15 protein-coding genes and 1 pseudogene are annotated in these 22,656 nt (G+C 72.4%); 9 read left to right on the plus strand and 7 right to left on the minus strand.

The window, feature by feature from the left end:
* Nucleotides 1–5: 5 nt before the first annotated feature.
* From OG272_RS39820 to OG272_RS39830, 3 genes are all read left to right on the plus strand, one after another.
* Nucleotides 6–2,414, plus strand: a complete 2,409-nt coding sequence (locus tag OG272_RS39820; RefSeq protein WP_405895667.1) for an MFS transporter — start codon at nt 6–8, stop codon at nt 2,412–2,414.
* Nucleotides 2,415–2,609: 195 nt separating this feature from the next.
* On the plus strand, nt 2,610–5,078 hold the full coding sequence (locus OG272_RS39825; RefSeq protein ID WP_405895668.1) for a SpoIIE family protein phosphatase: 2,469 nt from the start codon (nt 2,610–2,612) through the stop codon (nt 5,076–5,078).
* 196 nt (nt 5,079–5,274) lie between these two features.
* Nucleotides 5,275–6,000 carry a class I SAM-dependent methyltransferase gene (locus tag OG272_RS39830; RefSeq protein WP_327727020.1) on the plus strand — a complete coding sequence of 242 codons (726 nt, stop codon included), beginning with the start codon at nt 5,275–5,277 and terminating at the stop codon, nt 5,998–6,000.
* 167 nt (nt 6,001–6,167) lie between these two features.
* On the opposite strand, the gene OG272_RS39835 is transcribed toward OG272_RS39830, so the two are convergent.
* The 3 genes from OG272_RS39835 to OG272_RS39845 form a co-directional block, all read right to left on the minus strand.
* On the minus strand, nt 6,168–7,742 hold the full coding sequence (locus OG272_RS39835; RefSeq protein ID WP_405895669.1) for an oleate hydratase: 1,575 nt from the start codon (nt 7,740–7,742) through the stop codon (nt 6,168–6,170).
* A gap of 205 nt (nt 7,743–7,947) precedes the next feature.
* Nucleotides 7,948–8,370, minus strand: a complete 423-nt coding sequence (locus tag OG272_RS39840) for a hypothetical protein (RefSeq protein WP_328505713.1) — start codon at nt 8,368–8,370, stop codon at nt 7,948–7,950.
* A 43-nt stretch (nt 8,371–8,413) separates the two neighbouring features.
* A complete protein-coding gene (locus OG272_RS39845; RefSeq protein ID WP_405895670.1) occupies nt 8,414–9,628 on the minus strand; it encodes a globin domain-containing protein in 1,215 nt (404 codons plus the stop codon).
* Nucleotides 9,629–10,582: 954 nt separating this feature from the next.
* Between OG272_RS39845 and OG272_RS39850 the strand changes: the two genes are divergently transcribed.
* From OG272_RS39850 to pflA, 4 genes are all read left to right on the plus strand, one after another.
* Nucleotides 10,583–11,440, plus strand: a complete 858-nt coding sequence (locus OG272_RS39850; protein WP_327727016.1) for a universal stress protein — start codon at nt 10,583–10,585, stop codon at nt 11,438–11,440.
* 105 nt (nt 11,441–11,545) lie between these two features.
* A complete protein-coding gene (locus OG272_RS39855; protein WP_326574929.1) occupies nt 11,546–12,469 on the plus strand; it encodes a carbamate kinase in 924 nt (307 codons plus the stop codon).
* A gap of 247 nt (nt 12,470–12,716) precedes the next feature.
* Nucleotides 12,717–14,978: a formate C-acetyltransferase gene (gene pflB / locus OG272_RS39860; protein WP_327727015.1), complete on the plus strand. Its 2,262-nt coding sequence runs from the start codon at nt 12,717–12,719 to the stop codon at nt 14,976–14,978.
* Nucleotides 14,975–15,721: a pyruvate formate-lyase-activating protein gene (pflA, locus tag OG272_RS39865; protein WP_327727014.1), complete on the plus strand. Its 747-nt coding sequence runs from the start codon at nt 14,975–14,977 to the stop codon at nt 15,719–15,721. Before pflB ends, pflA begins: the two co-directional genes overlap by 4 nt.
* A gap of 61 nt (nt 15,722–15,782) precedes the next feature.
* Here pflA and OG272_RS39870 read toward each other — a convergent pair.
* The 4 genes and pseudogenes from OG272_RS39870 to OG272_RS39885 all read right to left on the minus strand — a co-directional run.
* Nucleotides 15,783–15,935, minus strand: a pseudogene (locus OG272_RS39870) (IS701 family transposase); the annotation flags it as partial.
* Between the two features lie 409 nt (nt 15,936–16,344).
* Nucleotides 16,345–16,512 carry a hypothetical protein gene (locus OG272_RS39875; RefSeq protein ID WP_326574922.1) on the minus strand — a complete coding sequence of 56 codons (168 nt, stop codon included), beginning with the start codon at nt 16,510–16,512 and terminating at the stop codon, nt 16,345–16,347.
* 439 nt (nt 16,513–16,951) lie between these two features.
* On the minus strand, nt 16,952–19,612 hold the full coding sequence (gene adhE / locus OG272_RS39880) for a bifunctional acetaldehyde-CoA/alcohol dehydrogenase (RefSeq protein WP_326574920.1): 2,661 nt from the start codon (nt 19,610–19,612) through the stop codon (nt 16,952–16,954).
* A 384-nt stretch (nt 19,613–19,996) separates the two neighbouring features.
* A complete protein-coding gene (locus OG272_RS39885; protein WP_405895671.1) occupies nt 19,997–20,722 on the minus strand; it encodes a CBS domain-containing protein in 726 nt (241 codons plus the stop codon).
* Nucleotides 20,723–21,169: 447 nt separating this feature from the next.
* Here OG272_RS39885 and OG272_RS39890 point away from each other — a divergent pair, with 447 nt between their 5' ends.
* Together OG272_RS39890 and OG272_RS39895 are read left to right on the plus strand one after the other, a co-directional pair.
* Nucleotides 21,170–21,394 (plus strand): hypothetical protein, encoded by a 225-nt coding sequence (locus tag OG272_RS39890; protein ID WP_326574916.1) that lies wholly within the window; start codon nt 21,170–21,172, stop codon nt 21,392–21,394.
* Nucleotides 21,395–21,643: 249 nt separating this feature from the next.
* Entirely contained in the window at nt 21,644–22,336 is a 693-nt protein-coding gene (locus OG272_RS39895) for a response regulator transcription factor (RefSeq protein ID WP_326574914.1), read from the plus strand.
* The last annotated feature ends 320 nt before the right edge of the window (nt 22,337–22,656 follow it).

Consider the following 22,656-nt stretch of genomic DNA (forward strand, 5'->3'; position numbering starts at 1 on the left):
TACGCATGGGCGCGATCACACTGGTGAAGGACGAGCCGGCCACCACACCCGCGACGCCATCACCCGCGGACGGACCTCCCCGACCTGGTCCGCACCGCGTCCGGCTGGTCTTCTCCGCCCTCCTGCTCGTCCTGCTCCTCGCCGCGCTGGAGCAGATGGTCGTCGCCACCGCCCTCCCCGAGATCGTCGGCGAACTGCACGGCGTGGACCGTATGTCCTGGGCGATCACGGCCTATCTGCTCACCGCCACCGTCACCCTGCCCGTCTACGGCAGCCTGGGCGAACTCCGCGGCCGCAAGGGCGTCTTCCAGTTCGCGCTCGCGGTCTTCGTGGCCGGCTCCGCGCTCGCCGGGTCCTCCCGGAGCATGGATCAGCTCATCGCGTTCCGCGCGCTCCAGGGCGTCGGCGCGGGTGGCCTCATGATCGGTGTGCAGGCGATCATCGCCGACCTCCTGCCGTCCCGGAACCGCGGCCGCTACCTGGGCCTGGTCGGCGCCGTGTTCGGCCTCGCCTCCGTCGCGGGCCCGCTCCTCGGCGGCCGGCTCACGGATCACCTCTCCTGGCGGTGGTGCTTCTACCTCAACGTGCCCCTCGGGCTCCTCACCCTGGCCGTCGTCACCTTCGCCCTGAGACTGCCGAAGCCCACGGCCAAGGGGCGTCTCGACGTCCTGGGGACGCTGCTGCTCGCCGTCGCCTCGACCTGCCTGGTGCTGCTGGCCGGTTGGGGCGGCACCGCCCACGCGTGGGACTCACGGCTCGTCCTCGCGCTCGCCGCCGGCGCGGTCGCGGCGACCGTCCTCTTCCTCGTCGTCGAGCGGTTCGCCCCCCAACCCCTCGTCCCCCTCCGGCTGTTCCGGGACCCGGTCTTCGTCGTGGCCGGCCTCACCGGGATCGCCGTCGGCGTCGCCCTGTTCACCACCGCCACCTACCTGCCGACCCAGCTGCGGATGGTCGGCGGGATCTCCGCCACCGAGTCCGGACTGCTCATGCTGCCGATGATGGCCGGTATCGTCGGCGCGTCCGTCGTCTCCGGCCGACTCATCGGCCACACCGGGCACTACCGGACGTACCCGGTCCTCGGCAGCGCCCTGACCGCCCTCGGCGTGTGGCTGCTGTCCCGCCTGGAGACGGACACGCCCCGGCTGCAGTTCGGCATCTGGACGGCCGTCCTCGGCGCGGGCATCGGCATGGTGATGCCGGTCCTGATCCTCGCCGTGCAGAACTCCGTGCGTCCCGCCGACCTCGGGCCCGCCACCGCCGCCGGCAACTACCTGCGGCAGATGGGCGGCAGCGTGGGGGTGGCCGCCTTCGGCGCGCTCCTCACGGCCCGGCTCGCCGAGCGCCTGCCGGAGCGCGCGGGCACCGTCCTCCCCGACCCCGGCTCCCTCACCCCGGACCTCGTGCACGCCCTGCCCGCCCCGCTGCGCGACGCCCATGTCGAGGCCTACGCGGAGGCCATGCCGGGGATCTTCCCGTACCTCACGCCGGTGCTCGTCCTCGGGATCCTCGTCGCCTGCTTCCTCAAGGAGAAGACACCGGTGCCCTTCGACGAGGTCCGCGCCGAGCCCGCGCCCACGCCCGCCGTCCGGAGCCCGCGGGCGCTGCCCCACCCCTCGGGCGGGGGGACCCCCGTCCCGCCGCGCTCGCCGTACGTCCCCGCGGTCCCCGTCCGCGGCACGGTCCAGCAGTCCGACGGCGCCGTCGTGCCCCGGGCCGCGCTCACGCTCATCGACGCCACCGGCCGGCAGACCGGGCGCGGCGGCAGCGGCGAGGACGGACGGTACGCGCTGTCCACGCCCGGACCGGGGGCGTACGTGCTGATCGCGACCGCCGGCGGCCACCAGCCGCAGGCCGTGAGCGTCACCGTCGGGGACCGCCCGGTCGAGGTCGACATCGTGCTCGGCGGCGCGGGGCGCCTGGCCGGGGTGGTGCGGACGACGGACGGCCGGGCGGTGAGCGACGCGACCGTCACGCTCACCGACGTCCACGGCGAGGTCGTCGTGACCACCCGCAGCGGCGAGGAGGGCGAGTACCTCATCACCGAACTGGTCGCCGGGGAGTACACCCTCGCCGCCGGCGCCCACTCCTACCGTCCGGCCGCGCTCCCCGTCGTCGTCCGGGCCGCCCGCGAGACCCGCCAGGACGTCGAACTCGCCGGGGGAGCCGTCCTGCGGGGCACGGTCCGCTCCGGGGGCGGCCGACCGGTGGAGGACGCGCGCGTGACACTCCTCGACGCCGCCGGGAACGTCGTCGACACGATCACCACCGGCGTCGACGGAACGTTCCGGTTCGTCGACCTCTCCTCCGGCGAGTACACGGTCATCGCCACCGGATATCCCCCCGTCGCCACGGTGCTCCAGGTCGCCGCCGGTGGGAGGGCGGAACGGGACCTGCACCTGGGCTACGCGGACTGAGCCGTCGGGAACGGGACCGCCGACGCCGGTGACGAGGGGCGTGCCAGCGATCGTGCGCCGCCCGTGTGGCCTGCGCGTGCGCCGGAGGCTCCTACGGAGCAATTCGCGTATTGCCACACATCGCGACGCTACGCAGCCGTACGGTAGTGGGGGCGGCGCAGATCTTGCGAGCCGCGGGGAGAAAGGGCCTTGGCCATGGACCGTGGCACCGACACGGGTGCGAAGATCGGCCCCGGAGCCGGTGACGGCACGGCGGAGCACGCCGCGCCCGGCCGCATCCCGCTGGCCGTGGTCCTCGTCGACCGCGCCGGCCTCGTGTCGCACTGGAGCACCGGCGCACGCCGGCTCTTCGGCACAGCCAAGGACGACGCGGTGGGCCGCCCCGCCCTCGACCTGCTGCCCGTCTCCGGCGCCCTCCCGGACGACGACGACATCCCGCCCCACGGGGCATACGGCGGGTACGACGCGCTCGGCCACGACCTGGAGACCTCCCTCGACGGACATCTGTCCTACCCGGCGGCGGGCCGCGCCCGCCTCACCGTGCCCGACGGCGGCCGCGTGGACGTCCTGTGGTGGGCGTACCCCCTGGTCGGCCCGGGCCGGGAGCGGCTCCTCGTGCTGGCCGCCGACGCCGAGACACTGCGGCGGCCGGACGACAACGCGGCCGCGGCCGTGGCCGTCGAGCGCATCGCGCCCGGCTTCGCCCTGCACACCGACTTCCCCGGCGCCGAGGAACTCGCCCGCAGGCTCCCCGAGATCCTGCCCAGCATGAGCGTCGGCGAGGGCGCCCGCATCGTCGCCCAGGTCCTCGAACTGGGCTATCCGATACTGGAGTTCAGCCAGAACGACCGGGTGCCCGTCACCCCGGACTGGGGCGTACCCCGGCGCGCGGAGCGACAGGCGCGCCGCGAACGGGCCGCGCGCGCCGTCGCCGAAGGGCGGCCGGTCCCTCAGGACGTGCGCGACGAGGGTGAGGACCTCGAATACGCGGCCGTACGCGAGCGCCTGGAGTTCCTCAACGAGGTCAGCGGACGTATTGGCACCTCCCTCGACCTGTCCCGGACCATCGTCGAGGTCAGCAGGGCGGTCGTGCCCCGCTTCACCGACGTCGCCGGCACCTATCTGCGCGAACAGGTCGTCGCCGGTGAGGGCTTCCCCGAGGGGGTGCCGGACACGACGACCATGTGGCACCGGGTGGCCGTGGAGCACACCGACGAGCCGGGCCGCTGGGACGACGTCGTACCCGTCGGCGAGGCCATGCCGTTCCCGGCACACACCCCGTTCTTCCAGTGCATGACCACGGGCGAGCCCGTCCTCGTGCCGCGCATCAGCGAGCAGATGGGGCACGCGATCGCCGCGCAGTTCGAGAAGCGCGACATCCGGCCGCTGATCAGCAACCGCTCCATGCTGGTCGTGCCGCTGAAGGCCCGCAACGTGGTGCTCGGCTTCATGATCCTGCTGCGCCACCCGGAGCGCGAGGTCTTCGACGACATGGACCGCGTCACCGGCGCCGAACTCGCCGCCCGCGCGGGCCTCGTCCTCGACAACGCCCGCATGTACACGTACCAGGAGAACGTCGCCGAGACGCTCCAGGACAGCATGCTCCCGCAGATCGAGGCCCACATGGCGGGCTGCGACATCGCCACCCGCTACCTCCCGGGCACCCTGCTCGGGCGGGTCGGCGGCGACTGGTTCGACTCGGTGAAACTGCCCGGCGCCCGCACCGCCCTGGTCGTCGGCGACGTCATGGGGCACGGCCTCAACTCCGCCGCGATGATGGGCCAGTTGCGCACGGCCGTCCAGACCATGGCCGCCCTCGACCTGCCGCCCGCGCAGCTCCTGCGCAACCTCGACGACCTCGCCCAGCGCCTCGGCGAGCACTACCTCGCGACCTGCCTCTACGCCGTCTACGACCCCATCGCGGGCGAACTGCACCTCGCCAACGCCGGGCACATCCCGCCCGTCCTGGTCCGTGCGGTGGACGGCCGCAGCGAACTCCTCGACCTGCCCACGGGCGCGCCCATCGGAGTCGGCGGGGTGCCGTTCGAGGCGGTACGCGTGCGCGTGGAGCCCGGCGACCGGCTCGTGATGTGCACCGACGGCCTCGTCGAGATGCGCGGCGAGGACATCGGCGTGGGCCTCGCGACGCTCTGCGAGTCCGCCGCCCACCCGGCCGCCTCCATGGACGACGCCTGCGACACGATCATCCGCGCCCTCAACACGCGCGGCGGCCGCAAGGACGACGTGGCCCTGCTGATGGCGCGGCTCAACGGCATCGAACCCGAGGACGTCGCCGAGTGGCGCCTCACCCCCGACCCGATCGAGGCGGGCCGCGCCCGCGCCGTCGTCCGCGAACAGCTGTACGTCTGGGGCCTCGACGCCCTCGCGGACACCACCGCGCTCCTGGTCGGTGAACTCGTCACCAACGCCGTACGCCACGCGCGCGGACGGCGCATCGAACTCCGCCTCGTCCGCGGCGACACCCTGCAGTGCGAGGTCTACGACGACGACCCCACCCTGCCGACCCTGCTCAGCGCGGCGCCCACGGACGAGTTCGGCCGCGGGCTGCGCGTCCTGACGACCCTGGCCCGCGAGTGGGGCACGAGCCGGACGGGCGCGGGCAAGACGGTGTGGTTCGAGCTGACGCTGCCGAGGCGGCGCTGAGCCTGCGGGCGGTCGCTTGCGCCGGGGCAGAGGAGAGAGAGCCGGAGCCGGGGGGCGTGCGGGGCGCTGGGCGGCGCGCGTGATCTGAACGAGAGGTGAAGGTGCGCGCACGGTGCTTGTCCTTGCCATCCGGGCGCGATAGACCGGTCTCGGCCGCCGCAGCGGTGGGCCGCGTCGCTGTTCCGGGGGGTTGGGCATGAGCGTGACGAGTCGGTACCGGGAGGCCTGGGAGGGGTTCTGGCGGGAGGCCCCCGACGAACCGGGCGCGGTCTTCTGGGACGCCGGGCCCGAACGGACCGCGGCCGTCCATCTCGCGCTGTTCGAGCCGTACTTGACGGACCCCGCCCTGCCCCTCGTCGACCTGGGCTGCGGCAACGGCACCCAGACCCGGTTCCTGGCCGACCGGTTCCCCCGGGTGATCGGCGCCGACCTCAGCGCCGCCGCCCTCGACCGGGCCCGCCGCGCCGACCCCGCAGGCCGGGCTGCCTACCGCCTGCTCGACGCCGCCGACAAGGCGGACGCCGAGACCCTCCACACGGACCTCGGCGACGCCAACGTCTACGTACGCGGCGTTCTGCACCAGTGCGAGCCCGACGACCGCCAACGCCTCGTCGACACCGTCGCCACGCTGCTGGGAGAGCGTGGCCGGGCGTGCCTCGTGGAACTCGCCGAGGCCGCCAAGCCCGTTCTCATGGGCCTCGCCCAGAGCCCCACCGGCCCGCCCGCCAAACTCGCCCCGGTCTTCCGCCACGGAATCGCCCCGGGCGAGGTCTCCGACGCCGCGATCCCGCAGTACCTGGGCGCATCCGGCCTCACCCTCGTCGCCGACGGCGAACTTCCGCTGGTCACCACGGAGTACGCGGCCGACGGCACCCGGATCGAACTGCCGTCGAGGTGGTACGTGGCGGGACGCACGGCGTAGCGGCGGGAGGTGGCACAGGTCTGCCAGGGGCTGCCGGACACCGTTGGATCCCACGGCGGCCCACGGCGGCCCACGGCGGCCCACGGCGGCCCAGGGCGGCCCAGGGCGGCCCAGGGCGGCAGTCGTCGGAACCGGTGCCAGGACCCCGGTGGAGTCGCCCGTGGTGGCTATCGGCGGTGCAGGGTCTCCAGGGCGGCGGCCAGTACGTGGGGATCGTGGTGGCCCTTGTAGACCGCCGGCGGTTGCCTGTCGAGGTCGAGGAGTCGGGCCACAGCCGTCCAGGCGGTGCGTACGGAGTATTCGACGGTGAAGACGACGTCGTCGGGCACCTCGGCGAACTGACCGATGAAGGCGAGGTTGACCGAGCCGTCGGGCACCACGTCGGGCCGGTCGTCTCGGCGGCGGGCCAGGAACTGGCTGGTGATGTAGGGCATGAGGCAGGGCACGACGGTGGAGGTCTCAAGGACACGGGCTGCCGTCGGCTCGTCGAAGGGCAGGTGGTGCAGGATCTCTTCGAGGATCTCCCGGCCGGAGCACATCGTCATCGGCTTGGGCGTGTGGTTGCCGGCGCGGGCGGGGTGCAGGCCGTAGCCCCACCACACCGCGACGTCCTCGGGCTGGTCGCGGTAGACGGGCTGGCGGCCCGCGACGACGGTGAGCAGCCAGTTGGAGTCGGTGAACGTCATCAGCCCGCCCCGCCCGGTCTCCCGGCCGCTGAACTCCGCGAGCGCGTCCAGGAAGGCGGGGTCCTTGGTGGTGACGGTGAACGACTCCCAGCGGGACTCCTTGACGTGCTTGTCGAAGACGGCCGGGTCGCCGAAGTCGTCGCGGCCCCTGGACAGCCGGTGCCAGAGCAGCCAGGCGTCCGAGTTCCGGGGAGGGGGCGGCGGAGCGGCGACGTGCGAGCCGACGCTGGTGGAGTCGGTCATGGAGCCGTTGGTGACCAGGACCAGGTCGTCGGGGGCCACGTCGATCTGTTCGTCACGGCCGTCCCGGGTCACGTAGATGCGCTGGACCGTCGTGGACCGGTGCCCCGGCGCGAACCCGAGGTCGGTGACGTGACAGCGGGTGTGGACGGTGACGTTCCGTTCGCTGAGCCAGGCGGTCAGGGGCCGGATGATCGAGTCGTACTGGTTGTAGCGGGTGCGGTGGACGCCCGAGAGGGAGGAGAGCTCGGGGAGGAGGTGGATGAAGCGCTTGAGGTAGCGGCGGAACTCGATCGCGCTGTGCCAGGGCTGGAAGGCGAACGTGGTGCACCACAGGAACCAGAAGTTCGTGGTGAAGAAGTGCTCGGTGAAGCAGTCGGTGATCCGCTTGCCGTCCAGGTGCCCCTCGGGGGTCGCCAGGCAGCGCACCAGATCCAGGCGGTCGCGCTCGGAGAATCCCATCGAGCGCACATCGACGATCTTTCCGTCCCTGTCGACGAGCCGTGCGATGTCGTTCCAGGCGAAGTCCTCCTGACCGGCGAGGATCTCCTGTGTCACGGACACCGCGGGGTCGTCGAGCGAGGGGATGCCGGACAGCAGGTCGTACGTGCAGCGGTACTCGGCCTCGAACATCCGCCCGCCACGCATGGTGTAGCCGGCGTCCGCGGTGCCGCCCGCGTCCAGGCTGCCGCCGATGTTCCGCTGCTCCTCGAAGAGGTGGATGTCGGCTCCGTCGAACCCGCCCTCGCGGATCAGGAACGTGGCCGCGGCGAGCGCTGCGATGCCGCTGCCCACCAGATACGCCTTCGCCATCACACAACTCCTCGTTCTCGCCCGTCGATCGGGAACCGCGACCCCACGGTTTCCCACGTCGGCGGGCTCCGTCAGTGGGCCGTTGGTCCCTTGCGGGGTCCGCATGGCCCGCGAGGTGGGCTTCCACGGTGTCCACGTGCGGGGCCGCGGGGCGTGACAGAGCCCGGCCGGCGGACCGTCACCGACCGGGCCTGTACTCACCGTGGGCTCACACCGGGTGAGAGTCCGCCCCGTCGCCGCCGCCTTCGGCAGGACGTGGGGCCGGGCTGCCGCCACGCCACGGCGGTGCCGGCGTGTGCTGGCCGGGGCGCCGGGCGTGGGCGGCCTTGTCGGTCTGGCGGCGCAGCCGGTCCTGGAGTTGGTCGACGAGTTCCCGGCCGGTGGCCGCCTCGGCGAGGACGACCACCTCGCGCCTGCCGACGTGCAGGGCTGCCGTGGCCGACCAGGGACGGTCCGCGTGGTGGGCGGCGGCACGCGTGACGCGCACCTCGCCGGTGACGTCGGGAAGTTCCGGCCGGCCGACGACGGCGTCGATCTTCGTGCGGGCGTACGCCAGGGTCTCCTCGTCCACCTCGCCGTCCGCACGCAGCAGTACGGTGGGCACGGTGGTGTGGGCGTCCTTGCTGGTCATGGTGGTTCCTTTCCTGGACGGGGGAGGGGATGTCCGACGCCGCTCAGGCCGTCGGGCCGGGCAGCCACAGGTCGGGGCCGAAGACCTCGTACCGAATGCGCCGCGCCGGCACCCCCGCGCGCAGCAGCTGTCCGCGTACGTCGCGCATGAACGGCAGCGGGCCGCACAGGAACACCGTGGCGTCGTCGGGCAGTTCGATCCCTTCGAGGTCCATCCGTCCGGCACGGGCGTCGGGTTCCTCCTGACCCGGTCGCTCGTACCAGAAGACGGCGCGGGCGTGGGGGAGTCGCCCGACGAGGTTCCGGGTCTCGGCGCGCAGGGCGTGGTCGGCGGGGGAGTGGTCGGCGTGCAGGAGCAGTACCGGGCGGGTCGAACCGAGGGCGGCGAGCTGGGCCAGCATGCCGGTCATGGGGGTGCAGCCGATGCCCGCGGAGACCAGCACGACGGGGGTGGTGGCGTCGGCCGGGTCGTCGAGGACGACGTCGCCGAAGGGCGCGGAGAGCGTCAGTTCGTCTCCTGCGCGCACGGAGCGGTGCAGCAGGTCGGAGACCTCGCCGTCCGGCGAGCCGTCCGTGCCGGGGACCCGCTTCACGGTGATCCGGCGCAGGTCCCCGCCCGGGTCCGAGGACAGGCTGTACTGGCGCAGCTGGTGGACGCCGTCCGGCATGCGCAGGCGCACGCTGACGTACTGGCCCGCCCGTGCCCGTGGCGCGGCTGCGCCGTCGGCCGGGCGGAGCAGGAAGGACACCACGTCCGGGGTCTCGGTACGGCGTTCGACGACCGTCCACTGCCGCCAGATCCTGCCGGGCTCGAGGCCCGCGTCCTGGTAGAGGCGGGCCTCCTGGGCGATCAGCGCGCCGGCCATCAGCCAGTACACCTCGTCCCAGGCGGCCGCCACGTCGGGGGTGACCGCGTCGCCGAGGACCTCGGCTATCGCGCCGAACAGGTACTTGTGCACGATCGTGTACTGGTCGTCGGTGACCCCGACGGCGACGTGCTTGTGCGCGATACGGCTCAACAGGGCGTCGGGGCGGACGTCCGGCTGCTCCAGCAGCGCGGTCGCGAAGGCGGCGATCGAACCGGCCAGGGCTTGGCGCTGGGCACCGCTGGCCTGGTTGCCGCGGTTGAACATCCCGTCGAGCAGTTCCGGCCGGTCGCGGAACATGGCGCCGTAGAAGCGGGTGGTGATCTCGTCGAGTGCTCCGCCCACGGCGGGCAGGGTGGCACGGACGACGGCGGCGGATTCTGCGGACAGCATGGAGACTCCCAGGCAGGGGGGTGAGGTGGGATCGGCGCCGCGGACGAAGGGGCGACCGTCTTCTGTGTAGCAGGCACCGGACCGCGTTTCGGCGGCGCCGGCCGAAGAGGGGCCGAACGGCCCCACCGATTCAGGCACAGCGGCCCCACGGGTCCCATCCGGGCCGGGGCCGGATGGTGCAGGGACGACCTCCCCCTCGGCCCTGTCCGGTGCCGCTGTCGGAGGCGCCCGACGACGACGGCGTCCGTGTCGCGGTCGGCGAAGGCTCGTGCGGTGCGGACGACGTCGGTGCAGCCGACGAGCACGACGCCTGGGGCGGGCGGCAGACGAGCACGACGCCTGGGGCGGGCGGCAGACAAGCACGACGCCCAGGGCGGGCGGCAGACAAGCACGACGCCCGGGGCGGGCGGCAGGGGTACGGCAGTTCGGTCAGGTCCGGCAGGGCGAGCCCCGGCGGGCCGGCCGGGACGTCGCCGATTGTCCTGAGGCCGTAGCGGTGGTCGAGCCCGAAGGCCGCCACCGCCCGCGTGGCGGGCACCACGGCCGGCAGGGGGCCGGGCACGGCGCGGACGTGCCGGGTGATGGCGGAGAGCGGGGGGCCGGCACGACGGCGGAAAGGAAGGCCGGCACGACGGCGGAAAGGAAGGCCGGCACGACGACGGAGAGGAAGGCCGGCACGACGACGGAGAAGACGACGGTGGCCGGATGGGCGTCCGGCGGGTTCCGCCATGGTCCGGTGCCGGGCCTCGCGAGGCGGAGGCCCGCCCGCGTGCCGGGCGTACGCGGGTGACCCCGACAACGCGGGCGGGCGCCCACCCGTGATGACCGTGCCGGGCCTCGCGAGCCGGACGGGACTTCAGGGCCCACCGGCCCCCGTCGGGGACCAGCGGCCCCTCCACGGCCGACCTCCGGTCCACGACGCTGGAATCACATCCCCGGTCAGGAGGCAGAACCATGATCCGCAGTGTTGTCGTAGGTCTCGACGGCTCGGCCGAGAGCCGTGCCGCGGCGGAGTGGGCGGCCGGCGAGGCGAAGCGGCGTGGCCTGTCGCTCACGCTGGTCCACGTCCTGGAGGCGGTCTCCGAGCCCCTGGCCCTGGCGCGGTTCCTCGGCGGCGAGACGCGGCAGAGGTGGAGCGTACGCATCCCGCGCGAGGTGGCCGAAGGGCTCAAGTCGCGTCACCCCGGCCTGGACGTGTCCGTGGAGCAGGTCCCGGGCCGGCCCGCCGAGGTGCTGACTCGGGCGGCGAAGGACGCCGAACTCCTGGTCCTCGGCTCCCGGGGGCTGAGCGGCATCGGCGGATTCCTCGTCGGCTCCGTGGGCCAGGCCGTCGTGGCACAGGCCGAGCAGCCTGTGGTGCTGGTCCGGGCCGGCGAGCAGGCAGCCGACGGTCCCGTCGTCCTCGGGCTCGACACCGACCACCCCGACGACACGGTGATCGCCTTCGCCTTCGAGGCGGCCGCCCGCCGTGTCACGCCCCTGCGGGTCGTCCACGTCTGGAACCCGCCGCCGTACCTCGCGTACGGCCTGCCCGCCGACCCCGAGCTCGACGCCGCGCTGGGCAAGCAGGACGTCGCCACGCTGGCCGAGGTGCTGCACCGCTGGAAGGAGAAGTACCCGGCCGTCGAGGTCGTCGAGGAGTCCCGCTCCGGCAGTCCCGCCGTCCACCTGGTCGACGCCTCCCGACAGGCGTCCCTGGTCGTCGTCGGCCGCCGGATCCACCGCAGCCCGCTCGGCGCCCACATCGGCTCCGTCACACACGCCGCGCTGCACCACGCCACCGCGCCCGTCGCCGTCGTCGCGCACGACTGACGCACCGGGACCCCGAGGGGTCCTTTCCATCCACCGCGACCGGGCGGAGAACGAACCGGCCGCACACCATCAAGGTCGTTCGTGGCCCCTTGGAGGACCCAAGCCATGCGCATCGTCATCGCTCTCGGCGGCAATGCCCTGCTACGCCGGGGCGAACGCCCCGACGCGGCCGTGCAGCAGGCGAACATCGACCGGGTGACCACCGCCATCGCCGCCCTCGCTCTCGAACACGAGATCGTCGTCACCCACGGCAACGAGCCGCAGATCGGCCTGCTCGCGATGGAGAGCGCGGCCGACCCCGTCCTGACCGCCCCTTATCCACTGGACCTGCTGGGCGCCCAGACCGAGGGCCTGATCGGCTCTCTGCTGGTCCGGGCCCTGCACGACACGCTGCCCGGCCGCAAGATCGCCGCACTCGTCACCCACACCCTGGTACGGGCCGACGACCCGGCCTTCGCGCGGCCCACGAAGCGCGTCGGCCCCGTCTACCCCCAGGACGTCGCCCGCACCCTCGCGCGAAGGCGCGGCTGGCACATCGCCAAGGACGCCACCGGGTGGCGCCAGGTCGTCGCCTCACCCGCGCCCGAGGGCATCGTCGAGACCGAGACCATCCACGACCTGCTCACCTGCGGAGTGCTGGTCATCTGCGCCGGCGGTGGAGGCGTGCCCGTCACCGCCGACCACGACACCGGCGCGCTGCACGGTGTGGAGGCGGTCGTCGACAAGGACCTCACCGCAGCCCTGCTCGCCGAGGAACTCAAGGCCGACTTCCTGCTCATCCTCACCGACGTCCCGTGCGTCTATGCCGGCTACGGCACCCACGACCCGCAGCCCGTCCTCGACGCCACCCCCGACGACCTGCGCCGCGCGGGCTTCCCGGCCGACTCCATGGGCCCCAAGACGGAGGCCGCCGCACGGTTCGTCGAACGCACCGGCGGCCTGGCCGCCATCGGCGCCCTGGACGCGGCGTACGAGATCATCCACGGGAGGTCGGGGACCCTGGTGCGTCCCGATCTGGCTGTGGGCTGAGCGCCGCCGGAACGCGTGCGGCACCCCCTGACGACCGGACCGGGGCTGCCTGGCCGGACGGGCTGTTCCCGCTCGGTCCGGACCGGGCGACGAGGAGCGGGTCCCTGCCTGACAGGGACCTACGGCCCGGTACGAGAGGGACGGGTGGCGCGCCCCAGGTGCGCCGAGAGGCCCTCCCCGGGGGCACCGCGAGCGACGAGCATCAAGAGCGAAGAAGTTCCACGGCTGAGTGAGGGAGAGACCGGCGATGACGGCAACGGTGACGGCTGGACCCCGTGCGGTGACCGAGGCATGGCGAGGCTTCGCCGGTTCGCAGTGGCGGACCCAGGTCGACGTGCGCGACTTCATCCAGGCCAACTACACCCCCTACGAAGGCGATTCGACGTTCCTGACCGCGCCGACCGAGCGCACGCTCGCCGTCTGGGGCAAGGTCGCCCGTCTGTTCCCCGAGGAGCGCCGCCGCGGCATCCTCGACGTCGACACGGGCCTGCCGTCGACCATCACCTCGCACCGGCCGGGCTTCATCGACCGCGACCGCGAACTGATCGTCGGCCTGCAGACCGACGCGCCGCTCCGGCGGGCGATCATGCCGAACGGCGGGCTGCGGATGGTCGAGAACGGGCTGAAGGCATACGGCTACCAGGCCGACCACTTCGTGAAGCGCGTCTTCGGCACCTACCGCAAGACCCACAACGACGGTGTCTTCGACGCGTACACCCCCGAGATGCGCGCCGCCCGCAAGGCGGGCATCATCACCGGGCTGCCGGACGCGTACGGCCGCGGGCGGATCATCGGCGACTACCGGCGCGTCGCGCTGTACGGCACCGCCCGGCTGGTCGAGGCCAAGCGGGCCGAGCGGGCCCTGCTGGACGCGCGGCCCTCCACCCCGGACGTCATCCGTGACCGGGAGGAACTCGCCGAGCAGACAAGGGCGTTGGGTGATCTCGCGCAGATGGCGGCCTCGTACGGCTGCGATGTCACCCGGCCCGCGGCCACCGCCCGGGAGGCCGTCCAGTGGCTCTACCTCGGCTTCCTGGCGGCGGTGAAGGAGCAGAACGGCGCCGCGATGTCGCTGGGCCGCACCTCCACGTTCCTGGACGTCTACCTCCAGCGCGACCTGGACGAGGGCACCATCGACGAGACGCGCGCCCAGGAGCTGGTCGACGACTTCGTGATCAAGCTGCGGATCGTACGGTTCCTGCGCACCCCCGAGTACGACGCTCTCTTCTCCGGCGACCCGACCTGGGTGACGGAGTCCATCGGCGGCATCGGCACCGACGGCCGCCCGCTGGTCACCCGCACTTCCTTCCGCTTCCTCCAGACCCTCTACAACCTCGGCCCGGCCCCCGAGCCCAACCTGACCGTCCTGTGGTCGCCGAGGCTGCCCGAGGGCTTCAAGCGGTTCTGCGCCCAGGTCTCGATCGACACCAGCGCGATCCAGTACGAGTCCGACGACCTGATGCGCCCGCGCACCGGCGACGACACCGCGATCGCCTGCTGCGTCTCCGCGATGGCGGTGGGCAAGCAGATGCAGTTCTTCGGGGCGCGGGTCAACCTCGCCAAGGCCATGCTGTACGCGATCAACGGCGGCCGCGACGAGATGACCGGCGAGCAGATCGCCCCCGAGACGCCCGCGCTGGCCGGCGAGTACCTGGACTACGACGAGTTGTCGGCGGCGTACGACCGCATGCTGGACTGGCTGGCGGCCACGTACGTCAACGCGCTCAACGTCATCCACTACATGCACGACAAGTACGCCTACGAGCGCATCGAGATGGCCCTGCACGACCACCCCGTGCACCGCTTCATGGCGTGCGGCATCGCCGGCCTCTCGGTGGCGGCGGACAGCCTCTCGGCCGTCAAGCACGCGCGCGTGAAGGTCATCCGGGATGCCACGGGACTGGCCGTCGACTACGAGGTCGAGGGCGACTTCCCGGCGTACGGCAACAACGACGACCGTGTGGACGCGATCGCGGCCGCCCTGGTGGAGTCGTTCATGACGAAGGTGCGCGAGCACCCCACGTACCGCGACGCCGAGCACACCCAGTCGGTCCTGACCATCACCTCGAACGTGGTGTACGGCAAGCACACCGGCAACACCCCCGACGGCCGGCGCACGGGCGCCCCGTTCGCGCCCGGCGCCAACCCGATGAACGGACGCGACCGGCATGGCGTGGCCGCCTCGGCCCTCTCGGTGGCCAAGCTCCCGTACGAGCAGGCCCGCGACGGCATCTCGCTCACGACGACCATCACCCCCGAGGGCCTGGGCCACGACCCGGCCGAGCGCGCCGCGCATCTGGCCGGCATCCTCGACGCGTACATGGCCTCCGGTGGATTCCACATGAACGTCAACGTCCTGGACCGGGCGACGCTGGAGGACGCGATGGAACACCCGGACAAGTACCCGGAGTTGACGGTCCGGGTCTCCGGGTACGCGGTCAACTTCGTTCGCCTGACGCGCGAGCAGCAGCTCGACGTGATCAGCCGCACCTTCCACGGATCGCTGTGAACACCACGGTCGAGCCGGTGACGGGCCGGGTCCACTCCTGGGATCTGTCCACGGGAGTGGACGGTCCCGGGACCCGGTTCGTCCTCTTCGTCAGCGGCTGCCCACTGCGCTGCCTGTACTGCGCCAACCCGGACACCTGGCACATGCGCGACGGCAGGCAGACCACCGTCGACGAGGTGATGGCCGAGATCGAGAGGTACCGGGGCTTCATCACCACCGCAGGCGGGGGAGTGACGCTCACCGGCGGCGAGGCCCTGCTGCAGCCCGCGTTCACGGCCGGGATCTTCCGCCGCTGCAAGGAACTCGGTCTGCACACGGCCCTCGACACCTCCGGCTTCCTGGGCGCCCGCGCGAGCGACGAGCTTCTCGCCGACACCGACCTGGTGCTGCTGGACATCAAGTCCTTCGACGTCCGTACCTACCGGAAGCTGACCGGAGGTGACCTGGCCCCGACCCTCAACTTCGCCACCCGCCTGGACCGACTCGGCGTCCCGGTGTGGATCCGCTACGTCCTCGTGCCCGGCTGGACCGACGACCCCGCGGCCGTCGACGGGCTCGGCGGGTTCCTCTCCGGGCTGGGCAACGTCGACCGGGTGGACGTCCTGCCGTTCCACAAGCTCGGCACCCACAAGTACGACGCGCTGGGCATCCCCTTCCCGCTGCGCGACACACCCGCCCCGGATCCCGACCTGACGGAGCGGGTGCGGGAGCAGTTCCGGGAGCACGGCCTGCGGGCGCTGTGAACGCGGACCCCGGGGTGTCCTGTCAGGCGATCAATCCTTCGTAGGGTTGAGGGTGTTGGGGTCCGGCGCCAAGGAACCGGGTGATCAAGCGGGTGGCCGGCTCCGGTTTGGTGGCGAACCCGGCTTCCTCGCCCGGCCCGGCGGCCCGGCAGCGATCGGGGTCGGCTGTCCAGGAGCGCGGGACGTACGGTTCCCGGTCCACCGCCGCATGACCGCTCCACCGATCCCGGAGGGGTTCACCGTCCCTTCGATCGGCCCGCCAGGGCACGAAAACCGTTCGTGGAACCGCGAGGCGGCCAACTACCGTGCACCGCCGTGGACATCGATGACCCCAAAGACCTGGTCCGGCGTGGTTATGACGCGCTCTCCCGTCACTACGAGGAGGCATACGCTGCCGAGGCGAAGTACCAACCGTGGATCAGCGAATTGTGCGGTCGCCTCCCGACCGATCCGGGTTCGGCTTGGACGCCGCGGCGGCAGGCAGAGCCTCGACAGGTGGGCCCGGCTTCCACTGCCGCCCGGGCCGCGGTCCTCGGGACCGCGGGGCGGAGGCCTGTAGCAGCCGGATTCGGTTGTGTCGGCAGCCCGCGCGGCGGTGACCTTCTGGCGCATGCCGGTCGGCCCTACCGGACCATCGGCGGCAAGGAGTCGTGGAAGAGTGCCGGGGGTAGAGGCCCGGTGCCGGTGGCGCACATGCCGTCGAAGGTGAGCCGCAGGTAGCGCCGCCAGGCCGACGGATCGGCAGCCAGCAAGGGTGCGGCGGTGTAGTGCACGCCGCAGATCAGCAGCATCGGAAGCGTTCCCTCCCGGCCCGCGACTTGTGGTTGCACAGCGATCACCCTCCGAAGGGCTGGAGACGACGTCCCCATATTCGTCGTACCAGGTGACCCGGGCCTGCACAGACGTTGATCTGCACGGCGCTCTTCGGGTCGACGGCTTCGTCGACGGCTTCGTCGACGGGTTCCCTGAAGGTGGACGTCCGGTTTCCGTTGCCCCGGTCCGGTCGGCGAAGTCGGCGAGCGCGTGGCGTCGTCCTGGTGGGCGAAACGGTCGGTGACGGCTCTCGCGCTCTTGTGCTTGCCCGAGCCGGGTCGCCGGCCGCGAAGCTGCACGCCGCCTTGAGAAGCGTGGCGCTCGACGCTGTCGGCACCGACGCACCGACGCACCGACGCGGCCCGGGCGGGGGCGTCCGGGCCGCGGTCGGATCTGGCCGAGGGGGCTTGAGGTGGCCTATTCGGCAGGTGCGCCGGCCGGGCCGTAGTAGGCGGTGCGCATGATCTCCTGCATGTCGTCGAGCATGGGCATGCGCGGGTTGGCGGGGGCGCACTGGTCCTCGTAGGCGTTGAGGGACTGCTGGGGCAGGGCGTCGAGGAAGGCGCGCTCGTCCACACCGAGGGACCGGAACGACGGCTCGATGGCCACGGCGTCGCGCAGCCGCTCCACGGCCCAGGCGAGCGACTCCACGCCGTCGCCGGGTGTGGCGGCGGGCAGGCCGAGGGTGCGGGCGATGTCCTGGAAGCGTTCGGGGGCGCGGTAGCTCTCGTACTTGGGCCAGCCGGTGAGCTTGGTCGGGGCGGTGCCGTTGTAGCGGATGACGTGGGGGAGCAGGACGGCGTTGGTGCGGCCGTGAGCGATGTGGAAGGTGGCGCCGAGGGTGTGGGACATGGCGTGGACGATGCCGAGGAAGGCGTTGCCGAAAGCCATGCCCGCGATGGTGCCGGCGTTGTGCATCTTCTCGCGGGCTTCGGCCGAGCCCTCGCGGTCGTTCACCGCCGCTTCGAGGTGGTCGAAGATCAGGCGGATCGCGTGCAGGGCGAGGCCGTCGGTGAAGTCGTTGGCGTAGACGGAGACGTACGCCTCGATGGCGTGGGTGAGGGCGTCGAAGCCGCTGTCGGCGGCCAGTGCCGGGGGCAGCTCGGTGGTGAGCAGGGGGTCGACGATGGCCACGCTGGGCGTGAGCGCGTAGTCGGCCAGCGGGTACTTCTTGCCGGTGGCGGGGTCGGAGATGACGGCGAAGGGGGTGACCTCGGCGCCGGTGCCGGAGGTGGTGGGGACGCACACCAGGCGGGCGCGTGCGCCCAACGTGGGGAAGCGGAAGGCCCGCTTGCGGATGTCGGAGAACTTGTGCCGCATGTCGGCGAAGTCGGTGTCCGGGTGCTCGTAGAGGAGCCACATCACCTTGGCCGCGTCCATGGGCGAGCCGCCGCCGAGCGCGATGATCGTGTCCGGGCGGAAGTCGCGCATGAGGCGGGCGCCGCGCTGCACGGAGTCGATGCTGGGTTCCGGTTCGACGTTGTCGATGATCTGCAGCGTCACGGGCCCGGGACGGCGCTTGAGGACCCGGTCGACGCGGTCGACGAAGCCGAGACGGGTCATCGTCGCGTCGGTGACGATCGTGACGCGGTGGACGTCCGGCATGTCGGCGAGGTAGCGGATGGCCTGCGGCTCGAAGTAGATCTTCGGCGGGACCTTGAACCACTGCAGGTTGTTGCGGCGCGTCCCGACCCGCTTGACGTTCAGCAACTGGGGTGCGGAGACGTTGTTGGACACCGACGTGCTGCCCCAGGAGCCGCAGCCCAGGGTCAGGGACGGCAGCAGGCCGTTGTAGATGCCGCCGATGGCGCCCTGCGAGGAGGGCGCGTTGACGATGATCCGTACGGTCTTGATGCGCCTGCCGTACGCCTCGGCGAGTTCGCGGTCCTCGGTGTGGATGACCGCGCTGTGGCCCTGGCCGTGGAAGGCGACCATGTCGGCGGCCAGGTCGAACCCCTGCTCCTCGGAGCCGGCGCGCAGCACGGCGAGCACCGGGCAGAGCTTCTCGCGGGTCAGCGGCTCGTCCGGGCCGACCCGGTCGGCCTCGACCAGGATGAGCGAGGTGTCGGCGGGCACGGTGAAGCCGGCCTGCTCGGCGATCCACGCCGGGCTCTGGCCGACGGCCGCCGCGTTGACCTTGGGTTCGCAGCCCTTCCCCGTCCGGTCGGCGGGGAACAGGAACGCCTCCAGCTTCGCCTTCTCCTCGGCGGTCGCCAGGTGGGCGTGCAGGGTGCGGAACTCCGCCAGGGCGGCGTCGTAGATCTCGTCGTCCAGGATGACGGCCTGTTCGGAGGCGCAGATCATGCCGTTGTCGAACGACTTCGACAGCACCAGGTCGTTGACGGCCCGGCGCAGCTTGGCGCTCCTGTGGACGTAGGCGGGAACGTTGCCGGCGCCGACGCCCAGGGCGGGCTTGCCGGCCGAGTAGGCGGCCTTGACCATGGCGTTGCCGCCGGTGGCGAGGATCAGGGAGACGCCCGGGTGGCGCATGAGAGTGCCGGTGGCCTCGACCGACGGGGTCTCGATCCACTGGACGCAGTGCTTCGGCGCGCCCGCGGCGACGGCGGCGTCGCGCACGATCCTGGCCGCCTCGGCGCTGCAGCGCTGGGCGGAGGGGTGGAAGGCGAAGACGACCGGGTTGCGGGTCTTCAGGGCCATCAGCGCCTTGAAGATCGTGGTGGAGGTCGGATTGGTGACCGGCGTGATCGCGCAGACCACACCCACCGGTTCTGCGATCTCGACCATGTCCTCGATGTCGTCGCGGGCGATGACCCCGACGGTCTTCATACGGCCCATGCTGTGGGTGACGTGCTCGCACGCGAACATGTTCTTGGCGGCCTTGTCCTCGAAGAGGCCGCGGCCGGTCTCCTCCACCGCGAGCCGCGCGAGCGCGGTGTGCTGGTCCAGGGCGGCGACCGAGGCCTTGTTGACGATGTGGTCGACCTGTTCCTGCGTCAGGTCCTCGTAGTCGGCGAGCGCCTTGAGCCCGTTCGTGACCAGTCGGTCCACCGCGATGGCGGTCTCGGACGGCTCGCCGCCCGGGGCGGCGGCTCGGGTTCGGGCGTCCTGTGAGGTCATGGGGTTGCGCCTCCGTCGTCGAGGTCGTGGGCCGGAAGACCGGCAGCGTCCGTGTCGGGAGCGGCACCGCGTGGTCGGTACCGCTCGCACCATGACCGTCTCGCAGACGGCAGCCGCTCCCCAGGCGTCGAAGGTCCCGACCGGGGCCCGACCGGCCCGGGACACCAGGGCCGGTCGGCCACCCGAGGGCGGGAGGGGCGCCGGAACGCGGACGGAGACGGGCCCTCGGCAGCGCCTGCGAGCGCCGAGGACGTCCCGGGGAGATGGTGGGGCTATGGATGTCCGCTCCGCCCCGGCGCCGAGTGGATCACACCGGACAGGCCGCGCAGCGGGGGTGGTCGGGGCCGCCGTACCGGCGGTACGGCGCCGAAGGGGCGCCGGGGTTCACCGTTCGGGGAGCCAGTGGTGGGCGATCCGTCGGGAGGGGTGCTTCTCGGGTGGGTGGATGTCGTCGTCGCGGAAGGTGAGGCTGTTCATCACGCCCACCACGCCGTCCACCCGCCAGGTCAGCCGGACGGCCACCGGGATGTCGCTACGGCGTTCCAGGCGTCCCTCCAGCATGGCCGTGCCGTCGTGGACCGAGACGACGAGGGTGTGGGGCGGCAGGCACATGGCGCGGGTCAGGACCTCGTCGATGATCTCCTGACGGATCTCGTCGTCGGTGCGCAGGAAGACCCGCAGCAGGTCCCGGCGGGTGGCGATGCCGATCAGACGGTCCTCCTCGTCCACCACGGGCAGGCGTTCGATGTGGTGACGCTCCATCACCCGTGCGGCTTCCGCGACGCGTTGCTCCGGATGCACGGTGATCGCGGGCGTCGACATCAGCTGCCCGGCGGTCATGGCACGGGCCTTGGCGGCGGCGATACGTGCCTTCCGGCGCAGAGCGGGCAGCCGGAGACGGTCTCCCCGGTCCCGTTCGGCCTGTGCCGCCTGCCTGCGCATCAGGTCGGTCTCGGAGATGACGCCGAGAACCTTGTCGTCGGCGTCCACGACCGGCAGGCCGCTGATCCGGTGCCGGGCCAGCATGCGTGCCACGTCCTTGAACGGTGTGTCCTGGTGGGCCTGGATGACCTCGGGGGTCATCACCTCACCGACCTTGGAGGTCTTCACAGCAGTTCCCTTCTCCGCTGGTGCCCGTGGAGGGCCACTGGTTTTCCCCGCGCACGGCCACCGCGGGCCGATCTCCGTCCCCGCCGCGCCAAGTGCTCCCGCGGTGGGCATCGGGGGCCGGAACTCTCGGGTGAGGGCGACCGGCGGCCGCTGCTGTCCCGTTGGACCGTCCCGGGTGGCCGGCCCCTCGATGCCTCTTCAGCCTCCCGCGCACCGGCTCGACGGGGCAGGGCCGACCGGTCCCGAGCTTCCGGGCCGAACTGCCCCCTTGCCGCCGGGCCGGGCCGGCCCTCGACGTCCGGTGGCCGGGGGGAACCTGGAGGTAAGGGCAGGGCGTACCGGATGCGGGAGGCGCGGTGAGTGGTCTGGTGGCCGTGGGGGTGGACGGGGCCCACCGTCTGGTGGGCGAGGCGGTGGAGCGTGCGCGCGCTGTGGCGCCGGGCGTCCATGTCAGCCACGCGGTGGTGCGCGGGTCGGGCCGGCGAACCGCTCGGCGTTGCGCGGGGCGCCCCGGATCTCGGCGAGGGTGTCGGCCGCACCCAGTCCCGGGAGCCGAAGGGCCGCGCGTCGGATGTGCTCCGGGACGGGGAGTACCCGATGAGTGATCCGGTGATCGCGGGCCTCGGCGGTTCCCCCTCCGGTATCGGCCCGGTCGCCGGCCGCGGCCGGTGAGGCGCACCCGCGCAGCCGCGCACCCGCGCACCCGCGCACCCGGACTCCCCGGCGTTCGGCAGCGGGCGGCGCCGGGTACGCGATCAGAACCGGTACGCGTGGGAATGCGCGAACGGCAGAGGGAAAAGGGCCGGTAGGCCCTGGCCGTTCGGCCCGGAAGCGCGCAAGATCTGCGACAGGGAAGGACCGGTCCCGCCCATCCGGCGGGCTCCGGTACAGGAGACAGACGACACAGGACAGGAGCCGTCGATGGCGGACAGCGAGCGACCCGGTACCGACAACCCGATCCGGGTCTTCCTGCTGGACGACCACGAGGTGGTACGGCGCGGGGTGCGCGACCTGCTGAACGACGAGCCGGACATCGCCGTGATCGGCGAGGCCGGCACCGTCGAGCAGGCCCTGGTGCGGGTCCCCGCGCTGCGCCCGCAGGTGGCCGTGCTCGACGTGCGGCTGCCCGACGGAGACGGCGTGACCGTCTGCCGCGAGCTGCGCTCACGCATGCCGGAACTGGCCTGCCTGATGCTGACCTCGTTCGACGACGAGGAGGCCCTGCTCGACTCGATCATGGCCGGAGCCTCCGGATACGTGCTGAAGCAGATCCAGGGCACGGACCTGGTGTCCGCCGTGCGTACGGTGGCCGCAGGCCAGTCCCTGCTCGACCCCAGCGCCACCGCCAAGGTGATGGCCCGGCTGCGCCAGGACCAGCAGCCGGAGGAGGAGCCGGACGCCCTGCCGGGGCTCACCGCCCGGGAGCGGGAGATCCTGGCTCTGATCGGCGAGGGCCTGACCAACCGCCAGATCGGACAGCGGCTCTACCTGGCGGAGAAGACGGTCAAGAACCACATCTCCCGTCTGCTCGCCAAGCTCGGCGTGGAGCGGCGCATCCAGGCCGCGGTCATCGCCACGCAGGCACAGGACCGGCTGCGGCACGAAGGACGCTGAGCCTTCACCGCCGTCGGCACCCGCAGGACCGAACGAACGCCCCTCACCGGACCCCCGTGCGGACCGGTCCGGGTCTTAGCGCCGGCACGGGTGTGTGGAAGTCCGGAGCGGTCGCTGATCCGAGCAGGACGAGGTCCGTGCGCATCGTGTTCCGTGATGGCCGCGTCGGTGTGCGGATTCCGGGTGCTCGGCGGTGCCGCTGGGCAGACACTGGAATCGGCCCGTCGGGTTGCGGGCCTGAACGCCGCCGAGGCCGTGGTGCCGGCCCCCAGGCCGCCCCGCTGACGCGGTACCTGGTGGGGGCCCGCGGCACGGCGGGG

This window comes from Streptomyces sp. NBC_00104 (genome assembly GCF_045160825.1).
Lineage (GTDB): Bacteria > Actinomycetota > Actinomycetes > Streptomycetales > Streptomycetaceae > Streptomyces.